A 12,548-nucleotide genomic window follows, 5' to 3' on the forward strand; every position below is an offset into this window, starting at 1 on the left:
CTAGTTTGATTTCAAATTAAGAATTGCATAACTAGTTTTTTTTGAAAAAACTGCTCTATTTTGCAAGAAGATGTTATCTTTTGTATAAAAATGTTTATATATTAAAACTCTTAATTTGAATGCAAATAAGTATATCGATTTAATAAGAGATAGGTACAGAAATCGGAGAAAGAGGGTTTGGTTTGCGATTTAATCTTATCGCAGCGATTCACAATTTGGAGTTGCTTTGAGGAATTTCGAAAGAAGTCTAGTGCAAATGACACGCGACGAAATGCTCTGAATGCTTTTCCTTCCATATAGGTTTTTCTTGGCTGCAAATTTTTGTAGCATATGGACAGCGAGCTGCAAAAGGGCAACCTGAAGAAGAAGGGCTAACTGTAGGTTTAGCTTTTTGAAAAAAAGACCCCGGCATAGTAGCAAATAAAGCCTGAGTGTAGGGATGTAGAGGATTTTGATACAGATCCTCTGTAGGTGCAAGTTCTACAAAATTTCCTAAATACATAACAGCTACTCTGTGAGAAATATGCCTTACCATATGGAGATTATGAGCAATAAATAGATAGCTGACATGTAGCTCTTCTTGCAATTTTTTTAAGAGGGTAATGATTTGTGCTTGAGTCGATATATCTAAAGCTGAAATAGGTTCATCACACACGATAAAAGCAGGATTTAATATCAGAGCTCGTGCAATAGCAATTCTTTGTCTTTGACCTCCTGAAAATTCATGAGGGAGGCGATTAAAAGAACTAGCATGTAATCCTACACGGATAAACGCTTCGTAAGCTAACTGTCTATTAGCTTCTTTAATGTATTTACAGTGAATCTGCAAAGGCTCCATGATAGCTTCAGCTGCCGTCATTTTTGGATTTAAAGAAGCATAAGGATCTTGTAGGATAATTTGAGCTTTACTTCGAAAACGAAAAAGTTGTTTTTTAGAAAACTTTAATAGATTTTGGTTTTCAAAATACACACCTCCAGAAGTGGGCTCTTCTAAACGCAGTAAACATTTCCCTAAAGTGGATTTACCCGATCCGCTTTCTCCAATTAATCCAAGAGTCTCTTGAGGCAAGATAGAAAAAGAAAGATCCGAAAATGCTTGGGTATAGCCTTTTTTCAATAGAAATCGCTTGGATAAATCCTCAGCCTGTATAAGACTCATGATTTTCTCCTCGGATCGTATTGAAAACAAGCGCATAATTGATCTTGCTTGATTTCTTTTAAGGTTGGCATTTGGGAAAGGCAAATGCGCATGGATTGGTCGCAGCGAGCACAAAAGCTACACCCAGGGAATATGGTGCTTAAATCAGGAGGAAAACCAGCAATGGGTTCGAAAGGAGTTAAGCGGGATTGGGGTAATATTTGCAGTAGTCTTTGTGTGTAGGGATGCAAAGGAGAAGAGAAGAGTTTTTGGGTGTTGCTACTTTCTATAACTTGCCCTGCATACATTACCATTACATGGTCACAAAATTGAGAAACTATAGATAAATCATGGGTAATCCACAAAATGCTCATCTCTCTTTTTATTTGTATTTTCTTAAGTAGTTCGAGAATTTGTGCTTGAATGGTTAGGTCTAAAGCCGTTGTTGGTTCATCTGCAATTAAAAGCTGCGGTGCACAAATCAATGCAATGGCAATGATCACTCTTTGACGCATACCTCCGCTTAACATATGAGGATAACTAGAGAGACACTGCTTAGGATTGGTAATCCCCACTTCTTCTAATAGCTTTAAAGATTGGTCTTGAGCTTCTTGCATGGAGGCATGGGGAAAATGGTGTAGATAGCCTTCCTTAAGTTGTTTACCGATGGTAATGGTCGGGTTTAATGAGGTCATAGGATCTTGAAAAATCATGGCAATACGCCTACCTCTAATCGTTTGCATTTTTTTTTCTACATAGGGGAGAAGAGGTTGATCTTGGTAGTAAATTTGTCCTTGAATAGCGGTTTTTTCCGGAGGAAGTAAAGCGATGATTGCTTTTGCTAATGTTGTTTTTCCACAGCCTGATTCTCCTACAACCGCTAAGATTTGGTTTGTAGCTAATGTAAAAGAGACATCGCGAACTGCATGTATACACTTATTTTTGTCGAAAAATTGGACACTTAAGTTTTTAACAGTAAGCACAGGTTGTTTCATTGCATGTGTCTTGGGTTAAGCACTTCCCTTAAGCCCTCTGCTAATAAATTTAAGCCCAATAAGCTTAAGCTAATACAAGCAGCTGGAACAATTAGGCGCCAAGGGTAATAACGAATCGCATATAAACTATCATGGATCATCATTCCTAAACTAGCGGTAGGAGCTTGTACTCCTAATCCAAGAAAACTTAAAAAAGCCTCTACAAAAATAGCCCAAGGAACTGTAAGGGTCAAAGTCACCATAATGGAGCCCACTGCATTAGGAATTAAATGCTTGCGCATGATATGCCAGCGAGGAGCACCCAAAGCAAAAGCTGCTTGAACATACCCTTGTTGCTTAATTTGTAGTATTTGGCTGCGTACAATACGAGCCATATTGACCCAGCCTATTAAGGCCAAAGAAAGAATAATGGTAAATACCCCTGAACCAATGACTGTAATTAGCAAAATGATGAATAGTAAATAGGGAATAGAATAAAAGATGTCTAACATGCGCATCATACGCATTTCTATTTTTTTACCTAAAAATCCAGCGCATACCCCATAGAGTACACCTATGATTAAATCGATGGTAGAAGCAGAGATGCCTACAAAAAAAGAAATCCTCGCTCCCCACCAACATCTCGTGAATAGATCTCTTCCAAGATCATCTGTTCCAAACCAATAATTGCGACAAGGAGGTTGATTTCTAAGAGGAAGATTAATCTCATAGTATTTGTAAGGAGAAAGATAAGGCCCGATAATAGCCATGATCATGAGTAAAATTAAAAGAGATAACCCTAACAAAGCAGATTTTTTTTTGACGAGTTGGCTCCAGGCTAGGCGTAAAGGGGAAGTGCTCGGCATTTCCTCTTTTTCATCAAGCAATCGAGCTCTTTCTATAGCAGTTAAGGGGGTAAATAATTCATTCATCTGTCTTTTAACCTGGGGTCTAAGAATAGATAAATTGTATCAATTAGCCAAACAGCTAACAACAGAATACAGCTATAAAAAATGGTTAGCCCCATAATCATTGAATAATCGCGATTAATAATACTTTGTACAAAAGAGTGTCCTAAGCCAGGGATAGCAAAAATTCTCTCAACGGCAAAGCTTCCGATAAAAATATTTGCTGAAAGAGGCGCTAAATAAGAAAGAACGGGGAAGATGGCGTTACGCAAGGCGTGCTTATATATGATCTGCATTTGACCTAAACCCTTTGCCCGAGCGGTTAAGATATAATCTTGTTGCATGGCTTCAATTAAATTGACTCTAGTAAGCCTGGCTATAAAAGCTGTTGGCAAAGCAGCAAGGGATAAAGCTGGCATAATGCTTTGCGCAAAACTGCCCCAACGAGCTACTGGTAGCAAATCAAGCTTCATAGCAAAAACGAACTGTAAGAGGGTTGCCAAAATAAAACTAGGTAAAGACATACAAAAAGTAGCAAAGAGCATGCTTACACAATCTTGCCATTTAAGATGATTTGCTGCAGAAACCAACCCTAATCCTATACCTGCTAAAATAGCGAGCGTCATGGCCTCTAAGCCTAGTACAAAAGATGTAGGAAATCCATTGATAATGACATCTTTCACAGCTCTTCCTTGATAGTGAAGAGAAGGACCTAGATCAAATACACAGATATTTTTTAAATACTTTACATATTGTAACCATAAAGGTTGATCTAGGCCATAGTGAGTAGCAAGGGCTTTTGAAATTTCAGCATCTAACTTATCATCTGCAAAAGGACTACCCGGAATAGAATGCATTAAAAAAAACGTCACTGTAATTACAGCTAAAAGAGAGCTAACTAAAGTAGATGTTTTTTTCAATAAAAGATAAATAATGAAAGCTAACATCCTTACATAAGAGGTTTCATTCCAAGCTAGGATAATCAAATGGCTTTTTTTGGCAAATACTCCTTTGTTTTTTTAGGTAAATTTATTTTTGAATAAGCGTTTGCGAAAAGCTCAGACATTGTATTAAAAGTCTCTCCTCCCATGTTGTGAACATATCCCATAACAATGGCTGCTTTGAAAAAGGGAAGAGGAGGGGCTGTTAGTAAACTTATGCACAATATAGAAGTGAAAAAACCAATAGCTAATAGGGCTGTTTTGTTTATGGTATCATTGATTTTCAATAAAGGATTCCTGAAAGGATCTGGAAATTTTTCTAAGATCTCCTTCTTTCTGATTACATGAGAACCAGCGGTAGCAGCTCCTAAAAGAGCTCCTGATAAAGGACATAGGCAATAAAAGACTCTTCCTATTACAAATCCGACAATTGCTTGCTCTGCTACGTACCTTCTAAGAGATTTTTCTTGATTATCAGGTGTTTTCACTGACATGTCAAAAGACAGCATAAAAACTCCTAAACGTTAATTATAAAAACCAACAAACTAGATAAATATAAAAAGAGCTTGTACTAAGAATTTGGTAAAAAAACAAAGCTCATCTTATTATAACAAGATGAGCTTTTAAGAAACAAGTAGCTAAGAGTGCTAAGAATTGTTACCAACTAAACGATTCCATAGATCGTTTATTTTTTGTGTTGCAATTGGGTATTGTTTGCCGATATCGTTTTTAATATCTATCAGAGATTGCTTAACCGTCTTGCCTTCTTTAGTGCATGCCTGGCGAATTGTTGTAGCTATCGGCTCTGCCACTAAATAAATAGCACTCATTAAGAGACCAGCTCTAAAAAGAGTCGAAGAGCCTGGGAGAATTGTATTAATTACCGCTTTTGCTAAAAAAAATGATCCTGCAACCAAAGCTGTTTTTACAACTGTTCTATTATTTTCGATAAAAGAGAATTTAGCAGAGAGTTGCGCAATTGCTTTGTCTGTTACATACCGAGAACCTTCAGTTGCCAAGCCTAATGCTGCTGATTGAAAAAAAGGAAGGCGACAGACAAAAAATCCCAAGGCTGTACTAAAGGCGGTTTGACCGATTAGATAATCCTTTATATTAGTCTGCTTATTAAAAAATGTTTTAAGTGGCTGACTTAAAAATGGTAAGCTTGCTGGGGTTGACATATAATTTCTCCTTAGTGAAAGTAGAGTATCTTATTAAAGATTAACAACTTTTATTGCCTTATTTAAGAAAATTTTTTGAATAAAAAAAGCTGACCTATATTCTTAAAAAAGATCAACTTATATTAGGATAATCAAAGATTAAATACAGCTGGTTTTTCAAAAAAATCTCAATTAAATTTAGGCTCTACTGTGCATGTACAGTGGTTCCTATTGCAAAAGCCCCGGCTCCAATAACCACAGCAGTAGCAGCAATTTTACTAGCTAAAGCAAGATTATAAGAGTTTAACCCTAAAGAGAAGCTTAAAACAGCAATCGGAACAATTCTAACCGTCTGTTTAAAAGAGGATTGTGAGATATTTTCTGATTCTGGTTTAGAACCATTAACCCAGTTAAATATTTGATTACTAGCACTATTGATAGCATCTAGCCCTTTATCTAAACCTATACTTCCCAATTTTACAGCAACACCTAGCATAAATCCTGTAGGAACGCTTAAGCCCATTAATAAACCTGTAGCTGTACCTAATAGGCCAGCCCCGATATAAGGAACAGTTGGGTGGTGATAAGCAGAATTAAAGATATTTTTTACTTTATTTGCACCCGCTTGAGGATACGCTTTAGTTGCAGTCCACTTTTCGGCAAAAAAGGTTTTAATTTTTTTTGCTAGGTTGGGTTGTTTAGGCGTTATATGATATTGAGCAATATTTCTAATATGCGCATTTTCAGAGTTTTGCCCAAGCTCTATAAGAGCGTCTTCTAGTGATTGAACAGGAGCCGTTGGTTGAATGTTTATTCCCATCGCCTCCTGATATGATGGAGGGAGAGCAAAAGGTGTGAACCTATTTGTTTGTGTTAAAGTTGCCATAATTATTTCCTTTTATATTGTTTATTATTCAAATAGATATTAATTATAAATTAAAACGTAATTAATTTAATATGTTTATTTAATTAATATTTGATGTTAATCTAATCTTAATATAATCTATTAGTAAATATTTTTTTAATAATAAGAACTGGTAGGAAATTCTGCTTTTATTGATACTTCTTTAAGTTTACTAAGGCAAAATCATGAAATACCCTTCTCAGTTAAAAACATTAAAAAATAAAATTCACTTTACTAGCCTTGGATGTGCCCGAAACCTAGTGGATACCGAGGTTATGTTAGGAATGGTGCTAAAGGCTGGCTATCAGATTACAGATCAGCTTAATGAAGCAGATTTTCTAGTGGTTAATACTTGTGGGTTTTTAGCCTCTGCTAGACAAGAGTCTATCGGTTCGGTACATAACTTTTTCCAAGAGAAAAAAACAGAGGCAAAGGTCATTGTGGCTGGTTGCATGGTGCAAAAACATAAAGACCAGCTCAAAGAGCAATTTCCTCATATTCATTACTTTTTAGGCTCTGGGGATGTGGAAAAAATTTTAGAAGCCATTATAGCTGATAGTCCTGGAGAAGCGGTATCTAATGCCCGTAGCTATTTGGAATGGGGTGAGATACCAAGACAGCTATCCACACCAAAGCATTATGCTTATTTAAAAATAGCAGAAGGATGCGCCAAACAATGCGCTTTTTGCATTATCCCCAAGATTAAAGGCCGCCTGCGTAGTAAACCTATACCTCAAATTCTTAAAGAATTTCGTGCTCTTGTTTCTCAAGGGGTAAAGGAAGTGATTTTAATCGCTCAAGATTTAGGGGACTATGGCAAAGACCTAGTCGATAAACAAGGATTAGAGAATGTGATCTCTCTTCTTTTATCTGAAAAAGGTTCTTTTTGGTTAAGGTTATTATACCTTTATCCTGATGAGATCACCGATGGGTTAATTGCTTTAATGAAAGCTGATAAGAGAATCTGTCCTTATTTAGATATGCCCATTCAGCATATTAGTAATCGGATCTTAAAAGCTATGAAACGAAAAACCTCTAAGCAACAGATTATTGAAACAATAGGAAAGTTGCGCAAGAATGTTCCGAATGTGGTCATTCGTACAAGCTTAATGGTGGGATTCCCTTCAGAAACAGAGGAAGAAGTGGATGAACTTATTGAGTTTATCCAAAAACATCCTATCGAACATATTGGGATTTTTAAGTATTCCTGCGAGGAACAATCTACTTCTGCAAAGCTGCCAGATCATATAGTAGAAGAAGTAAAACAGGCTCGTTTTGATAGAGTAGCAAAGGCGCAAATGCAGGTTATTACCCAAAGAAATCAAAAATATATAGGGCAAAAAATACCTGTTATTATAGAAGACACTCATCCTGATTCCCCCTATCTTCTATGTGGAAGGTTTTCTGGGCAAGCACCGGAGATTGATGGTATGGTAATTATCAATGACGCTCGCAAGGTAAAAAATGTGCCCGAGTTATATGAAGTGGAAATCACAGATGTCGCTGATTATGATTTGATTGGAAAAGCCATTCGATCTTTAGAGAAAAAAACCTCACTTAATATGGTTGTATGAAAAAACGAGCTATCTTAAAGCCTAGTCGAGAAAAATCCCTTTTACATCGACATCCGTGGATCTTTTCTGGAGCTATTGATTCTTTGCCAGAGTTTGAACAAGGAGAGATTTTAGAGGTTTATAGCTCTTCTGGACAATATTTAGCACAAGCGTACTTTCATAAAGATAATTCTCTGGCAGCAAGGGCGTTAAGCTTTGATAGAGATTTAGAAGATGTTGTGCTGAATAAGCATTTAGATCGGGCTATTGAGTTGCGTAAAAAAGTATTTTGCCAAAAAAACTATTTGTTTTCGCATTAGTAAATGCTGAAGCAGATGAGCTTCCAGGTCTTATCATTGACATCCACGACACCATAGCTGTTATGCAAATCAATACATGGGGCATGCAGCGTTTAAAAGAGAAAATTCTCTCTTTATTATTAAAAAAACTTCCCCCTATTATCAGGGGTCTTAGAGAAATCCGTTTCTTCAGCACGTTTGCAAGAAGTTTTAGAAGAGAAGAAAGCGATTTTATTTGGGAAAGTTCCTCAAGAGCTGCTTGTAAAAGAAAATGGCTTATCTATGTATGTTACCCCTGAAGAGGGACAAAAAACCGGTTTATTTTTAGATCAAAGAGAAATGCGTCAACTCATTTTTCGTCACGCTAAAGGTAAAAAGATCTGGAATTGCTTTTCTTATACGGGAGGATTATCTTTATTTGCTCTATCAGCTGGTGCTAAGCATGTAACTAGCATAGATGTGAGTAAAAGCGCATTCCATTGTTCAAGCAGATGTATTCGAGTATTTACGACAATTAGATCCTCCTGTTTTTGCAAAGAGAAGGCAAGACATGAATAATGTGCTTAGCTTTGGATATAAAGAAATAAACCGCCTGAGTTTGGCTAAAATGCCTTATGATTCTTTATGATTCTTTTTCAAACACCCGATCATCCTATTTCTTTGTTTCATCCCGAAGGGGATTATTTAAAGAGCTTTCTTCTCAGGGTTTGTTAACAAATAAGTTACCTCTTTTTATAAAAATACCACTTTATTGTATGGTGCAAAGAAAGAAACTCTTTATCTATAAAAGGAGTATGTGTCTTATGAAATTCAAATGGATTACTGTTGACAATATAGAATATGGTTTAGCCAAGATGCTGCGTTGGGAAACGTTGCATAAACCACTTGGTTTAGCTCCAGAAACCGAAGAAATACCAGGGGAAATAAACGGTTTGCATCTGGTTGTTTTAGAAAGCAAAAAAGTAGTGGGCTCGGTTTCCTTCTCTCCAGAGAGTGAAATTAAGGGACGTATTTACCAAATGGTCATGAGTGAAGAGTATCGAGGAAGAGGATTTGGCCGCAAATTACTTTGTACATTAGAAAAAGGGTTGGAAAAAAAAGGCATCTATTACGTGTATCTCTATGCGTATAAAGAAGTAGAAGGTTTTTATCAGCAAATGGGTTATCAACCGGAGGGTCCTACCATTGAAAAAATTGGTATTCCACATCGACTTATGAAAAAGACACTACAAAAAAAAGAGGCAAAATATGGCTCATAAGCAGCGTTTAAGCAGATATATGATCTTTGTTGTGACAACAGCTTGTTTAGGGGGGTTATTATTTGGATATCATACAGCCATTATTTCAGGGGCTTTAATTTTTTTATCTCCGATTTTTCATCTATCTATTGCAGAACAAGGAGTATTGGTTAGCATCATCTTATTAGGAGCTCTTGCAGGGGCCTTAATAGGGGGGTATTTAGCCGATTGCTTAGGGCGTAAATGGACGATTATGCTGACAGCTGTTTTATTTATTTTGGGCTCTTGGATTACAGCGGAATCGCATTCTTATTTTATGCTGCTAGCTGGGCGTGTGGTCAGCGGGATAGCTGTTGGAGTTATTTCTGTAACAGCGCCTTTATATCTTGCTGAAATTGCACCTCCTAATCATAGAGGAGCGATCGTTTCTACTTATCAATTATTCATTACGCTCGGAATTCTTGGAGCGTATATCATTAATTATATTTATGCAAAAAAAGCAGATTGGCAAGAAATGTTTATTATTGGCAGCCTTCCTGCTGCGATTCAATTGCTTGCTCTTTTTTTTACACCGGAATCTCCTGGTTGGCTTTTTAAAAATGGGAAGTCTCGTCTTGCTATTATTGTTTTAGAGAGATTGCGTTTAGATCGAGATTGGAAGGGCCATATTGGTGAAATGAAGCATTCTGCTAGCTCTAGGAATAAAAAAGCTTGGAGGCTTTTATTCTCCTCTAAATTAAGCCCCATTTTATTCATAGGGCTTTTCATTAGCGCCTTTCAACAGATTACAGGGATTAATACGATTATTTATTACGCGCCTCGTATTTTTCAAGGAGCGGGGTATACGTCTGCTATTAGTGCTACCTTTGCTACTTTGTCCATTGGTGTGATTAATGTATTAGCCACACTTGTATCTGTTTGGCTATTAGACCGTATAGGAAGAAGAAGGTTGCTTTTGATAGGAATTGCAGGAATGGTGGTTAGTTTATGCTCTCTTGCTATTACTTCTTTTTTACGCTCTTCATTAATTGATGAAATGGCTGTCGTTAGTTTAATGACTTATGTTGCTTTTTTTGCTATTGGTTTAGGTCCAATCACCTGGGTGTTGCTCTCAGAGATTTATCCATTAAAGGTACGCGGTAAAGCAATGACTCTTGCTACATTTGTAAATTGGCTCTGTAATTATTTTGTTTCACTGACATTTCCTAGTTTATTAGTTTCTATGGGAATTGGAGGATCTTTTCTTGCTTATGGCGTGATTAGCATGATAGCTTTTTGGTTTGTGCTTAGATATGTGCCTGAAACAAAGGAGAAAAGCTTAGAGGAAATCGAACAAATTCTGCAAAAATAAATTTTTTTATAAAAATAAAAGCTAAGAATTTACAGAAATTTGCCTTTTAGATCTTAAAATTCTTTAAAAAAGCTGTTTTTTTATATATAGTTGTCTTTTTTTAAAAATTTTAAAATCTAGAGGTTCTTCTATGTCGCTTACTCATATTGAAAAGCTATTAGGTAAAAAAGCTAAAGATTTACTGGATCATACTTGTAAGATTCCTAAAGAGCGATTGCATCTACCAGGTCCTGACTTTGTCGACCGCATTTTTTCCCAATCTGATCGCAATAATCGCGTGTTAAATAGTTTAAACATGATGTTTCAAGCAGGACGCCTAGGAGGAACGGGCTATCTCTCCATTTTACCGGTAGATCAAGGAATAGAACATACAGCAGGAGCCTCTTTTGCTGCAAATCCCGACTATTTTGATCCTGAAAATATTGTAAAATTAGCTATTGAAGGAGGATGCAATGCTGTTGCTTCTACCTTGGGTGTTCTAAGTATGGTTGCGCGTCGTTATGCGCATAAAATTCCCTTTATGCTGAAGCTAAACCACAATGAGCTATTAAGCTATCCTAACAAATTTGAACAAACCCTGTTTGCAAATGTGGAACAAGCGTATGATATGGGTTGTGTTTCTGTAGGGGCAACAATCTATTTTGGTTCACCGGAATGCCGCACGCAAATACAAGAGGTGTCTCAAGCTTTTGCACTCGCTCATGATTTAGGCATGGCGACTGTCTTGTGGTGCTACTTACGCAATCCTGCTTTTAAAACAGCTGATAAAGATTTTCATGAAGCAGCTGATTTAACCGGTCAAGCAGATCATTTAGGGGCTACGATTGGAGCGGATATTGTAAAACAAAAATTACCTGTAAATAATAGTGGTTTTAAAGCGCTAAAATTTGGTAAGCAAACAGAAAAAATGTACACAGAACTCTGTTCTGATCACATGATTGATCTATGTCGTTATCAAGTGGCAAATGGTTACATGGGCCGAGTGGGTTTAATTAATTCAGGTGGGCCTTCAGAAGGAGCAAATGATTTAAACCAAGCTGTAGAAACAGCTGTTATTAATAAAAGAGCAGGCGGTATGGGCTTGATTTCTGGACGTAAAGCTTTTCAGAGACCTCTTAAAGAAGGCGTGCAAATCCTTCATGCAATCCAAGATGTATACCTCTGTAAAAAAGTTACAATTGCTTAATCTTCATCAAATTTATATAACAAGGCTTTATCTTAGATAAGCCTTGTTTGTTGCTTGAATATGTTTTTTAAGATTATCTAAAAAATGATCTTGCTACAATAAATTGGACATGAAGAACCCGAATAGATTAAAACAAATTTATTAAAGAGGTTCTTATGAGAAATCAAAAAAAATATGATCGAGAATTTAAGTTAAATATAGTAAAGCACTATAGAGAAAGCGGGAAATCCATGACATCGATATCCCGTGATATTGAAGTTCCTATGGGAACTTTAGCCGGGTGGATTCAAGAATTTAAAGAGCAAGGAGAAAAGAGTTTTCCTGGATCAGGCAAGATCAAACCCTGCAATGAAGAGATGTATCGCCTTCGTAAAAAATTAGCAGATAGGAAACAGGAAAAAGATATCTTAAAAAAGGCTATGACCATCTTCTCACGACCAAGAAAAGCAAATTAGAGTTTATGAAAAAGCAGCATTACAAGTGTATAGTGAAGAAGATGGCAAAACTTTTAAAGGTGTCTAGAAGCAATTTTTATTGCTTTGTTTGTAGAAAGCCCAGTAAAAGAGCTAGGGAAACCGCAGAATATCTAAAAAAAATTAAAAGCATTCATGAGCGTAGTCGATCTATACTAGTGCCGATTCAAACGGCTAGCTTAATGGGATTTAAGTCAACGACTTGAAACTTGTCGTTTATCCTACATTTCAAAATATCTGTTATTTTCGGTATCTCTTCTAAGAAGAATCCTCTAATTGCCTGAAAAAAAGTTACCGACGTTTCGTAATATCGATTGTATACCGTCTTTTCCTTTAAGATCTTCCACAAGCGTTCAATAGGATTCAAATTCGGCGAATAAGGAGGGAGATAGTGCACTTTAATCCTAGAAGACATCAGAAACT

Annotated in this window: 16 protein-coding genes; 8 read left to right on the top strand and 8 right to left on the bottom strand. The window is 36.6% G+C overall.

Annotated features, from left to right (window positions below; translation table 11 throughout):
- Nucleotides 1-247: 247 nt before the first annotated feature.
- The 7 genes from RHOW815_RS03725 to RHOW815_RS03755 form a co-directional block, all read right to left on the bottom strand.
- Nucleotides 248-1,159 (bottom strand): ABC transporter ATP-binding protein, encoded by a 912-nt coding sequence (locus RHOW815_RS03725; protein ID WP_215217008.1) that lies wholly within the window; start codon nucleotides 1,157-1,159, stop codon nucleotides 248-250.
- Nucleotides 1,156-2,133 (bottom strand): ABC transporter ATP-binding protein, encoded by a 978-nt coding sequence (locus RHOW815_RS03730; RefSeq protein WP_215217009.1) that lies wholly within the window; start codon nucleotides 2,131-2,133, stop codon nucleotides 1,156-1,158. The genes RHOW815_RS03725 and RHOW815_RS03730 overlap by 4 nt, the downstream gene beginning before the upstream one ends.
- Nucleotides 2,130-3,044 (bottom strand): ABC transporter permease, encoded by a 915-nt coding sequence (locus RHOW815_RS03735; RefSeq protein ID WP_215217010.1) that lies wholly within the window; start codon nucleotides 3,042-3,044, stop codon nucleotides 2,130-2,132. Before RHOW815_RS03735 ends, RHOW815_RS03730 begins: the two co-directional genes overlap by 4 nt.
- Entirely contained in the window at nucleotides 3,041-3,967 is a 927-nt protein-coding gene (locus RHOW815_RS03740; protein WP_215217021.1) for an ABC transporter permease, read from the bottom strand. The genes RHOW815_RS03735 and RHOW815_RS03740 overlap by 4 nt, the downstream gene beginning before the upstream one ends.
- A gap of 35 nt (nucleotides 3,968-4,002) precedes the next feature.
- Nucleotides 4,003-4,470, bottom strand: a complete 468-nt coding sequence (locus tag RHOW815_RS03745) for a hypothetical protein (protein WP_215217011.1) — start codon at nucleotides 4,468-4,470, stop codon at nucleotides 4,003-4,005.
- A 138-nt stretch (nucleotides 4,471-4,608) separates the two neighbouring features.
- A complete protein-coding gene (locus tag RHOW815_RS03750) occupies nucleotides 4,609-5,142 on the bottom strand; it encodes a hypothetical protein (protein ID WP_215217012.1) in 534 nt (177 codons plus the stop codon).
- Nucleotides 5,143-5,326: 184 nt separating this feature from the next.
- Nucleotides 5,327-6,007, bottom strand: a complete 681-nt coding sequence (locus RHOW815_RS03755) for a hypothetical protein (protein ID WP_215217013.1) — start codon at nucleotides 6,005-6,007, stop codon at nucleotides 5,327-5,329.
- 203 nt (nucleotides 6,008-6,210) lie between these two features.
- Between RHOW815_RS03755 and rimO the strand changes: the two genes are divergently transcribed.
- From rimO to RHOW815_RS03795, 8 genes are all read left to right on the top strand, one after another.
- Nucleotides 6,211-7,599, top strand: coding sequence for a 30S ribosomal protein S12 methylthiotransferase RimO (gene rimO, locus RHOW815_RS03760; protein WP_215217014.1), 1,389 nt, complete (start codon nucleotides 6,211-6,213; stop codon nucleotides 7,597-7,599).
- Nucleotides 7,596-7,898, top strand: a complete 303-nt coding sequence (locus RHOW815_RS03765) for a hypothetical protein (protein WP_215217015.1) — start codon at nucleotides 7,596-7,598, stop codon at nucleotides 7,896-7,898. The genes rimO and RHOW815_RS03765 overlap by 4 nt, the downstream gene beginning before the upstream one ends.
- Nucleotides 7,868-8,176: a hypothetical protein gene (locus RHOW815_RS03770; protein WP_215217022.1), complete on the top strand. Its 309-nt coding sequence runs from the start codon at nucleotides 7,868-7,870 to the stop codon at nucleotides 8,174-8,176. The genes RHOW815_RS03765 and RHOW815_RS03770 overlap by 31 nt, the downstream gene beginning before the upstream one ends.
- Complete coding sequence (locus RHOW815_RS03775) at nucleotides 8,160-8,435, top strand: class I SAM-dependent methyltransferase (protein WP_245397491.1); 276 nt, start codon at nucleotides 8,160-8,162, stop codon at nucleotides 8,433-8,435. The genes RHOW815_RS03770 and RHOW815_RS03775 overlap by 17 nt, the downstream gene beginning before the upstream one ends.
- A gap of 245 nt (nucleotides 8,436-8,680) precedes the next feature.
- Complete coding sequence (locus RHOW815_RS03780; protein WP_215217017.1) at nucleotides 8,681-9,136, top strand: GNAT family N-acetyltransferase; 456 nt, start codon at nucleotides 8,681-8,683, stop codon at nucleotides 9,134-9,136.
- Nucleotides 9,126-10,466 (top strand): sugar porter family MFS transporter, encoded by a 1,341-nt coding sequence (locus RHOW815_RS03785; RefSeq protein ID WP_215217018.1) that lies wholly within the window; start codon nucleotides 9,126-9,128, stop codon nucleotides 10,464-10,466. The genes RHOW815_RS03780 and RHOW815_RS03785 overlap by 11 nt, the downstream gene beginning before the upstream one ends.
- Before the next feature lie 130 nt (nucleotides 10,467-10,596).
- The gene (locus tag RHOW815_RS03790; protein WP_215217019.1) at nucleotides 10,597-11,652 is read left to right on the top strand and encodes a class I fructose-bisphosphate aldolase; all 1,056 of its coding nucleotides are present in this window, start codon (nucleotides 10,597-10,599) and stop codon (nucleotides 11,650-11,652) included.
- A gap of 155 nt (nucleotides 11,653-11,807) precedes the next feature.
- Nucleotides 11,808-12,107: a transposase gene (locus RHOW815_RS03795; RefSeq protein WP_215217020.1), complete on the top strand. Its 300-nt coding sequence runs from the start codon at nucleotides 11,808-11,810 to the stop codon at nucleotides 12,105-12,107.
- A gap of 184 nt (nucleotides 12,108-12,291) precedes the next feature.
- Here RHOW815_RS03795 and RHOW815_RS09310 read toward each other — a convergent pair.
- The coding region (locus RHOW815_RS09310; protein WP_251368221.1) for a transposase at nucleotides 12,292-12,548 on the bottom strand (257 nt) is incomplete at its 5' end.

It is taken from the genome of Candidatus Rhabdochlamydia sp. W815, assembly GCF_018642185.1.
In the GTDB taxonomy this organism is placed as follows: domain Bacteria; phylum Chlamydiota; class Chlamydiia; order Chlamydiales; family Rhabdochlamydiaceae; genus Rhabdochlamydia; species Rhabdochlamydia oedothoracis.

Excerpts from the sequence above, each read along its gene's own strand:
- RHOW815_RS03725 (WP_215217008.1), bottom strand. The coding sequence starts at position 1,159 with ATGAGTCTTATACAGGCTGAGGATTTATCCAAGCGATTTCTATTGAAA.
- RHOW815_RS03730 (WP_215217009.1), bottom strand. The coding sequence starts at position 2,133 with ATGAAACAACCTGTGCTTACTGTTAAAAACTTAAGTGTCCAATTTTTC.
- RHOW815_RS03735 (WP_215217010.1), bottom strand. The coding sequence starts at position 3,044 with ATGAATGAATTATTTACCCCCTTAACTGCTATAGAAAGAGCTCGATTG.
- RHOW815_RS03740 (WP_215217021.1), bottom strand. The coding sequence starts at position 3,967 with ATGTTAGCTTTCATTATTTATCTTTTATTGAAAAAAACATCTACTTTA.
- RHOW815_RS03745 (WP_215217011.1), bottom strand. The coding sequence starts at position 4,470 with ATGCTGTCTTTTGACATGTCAGTGAAAACACCTGATAATCAAGAAAAA.
- RHOW815_RS03750 (WP_215217012.1), bottom strand. The coding sequence starts at position 5,142 with ATGTCAACCCCAGCAAGCTTACCATTTTTAAGTCAGCCACTTAAAACA.
- RHOW815_RS03755 (WP_215217013.1), bottom strand. The coding sequence starts at position 6,007 with ATGGCAACTTTAACACAAACAAATAGGTTCACACCTTTTGCTCTCCCT.
- rimO (WP_215217014.1), top strand. The coding sequence starts at position 6,211 with ATGAAATACCCTTCTCAGTTAAAAACATTAAAAAATAAAATTCACTTT.
- RHOW815_RS03765 (WP_215217015.1), top strand. The coding sequence starts at position 7,596 with ATGAAAAAACGAGCTATCTTAAAGCCTAGTCGAGAAAAATCCCTTTTA.
- RHOW815_RS03775 (WP_245397491.1), top strand. The coding sequence starts at position 8,160 with ATGTATGTTACCCCTGAAGAGGGACAAAAAACCGGTTTATTTTTAGAT.
- RHOW815_RS03780 (WP_215217017.1), top strand. The coding sequence starts at position 8,681 with ATGAAATTCAAATGGATTACTGTTGACAATATAGAATATGGTTTAGCC.
- RHOW815_RS03785 (WP_215217018.1), top strand. The coding sequence starts at position 9,126 with ATGGCTCATAAGCAGCGTTTAAGCAGATATATGATCTTTGTTGTGACA.
- RHOW815_RS03790 (WP_215217019.1), top strand. The coding sequence starts at position 10,597 with ATGTCGCTTACTCATATTGAAAAGCTATTAGGTAAAAAAGCTAAAGAT.
- RHOW815_RS03795 (WP_215217020.1), top strand. The coding sequence starts at position 11,808 with ATGAGAAATCAAAAAAAATATGATCGAGAATTTAAGTTAAATATAGTA.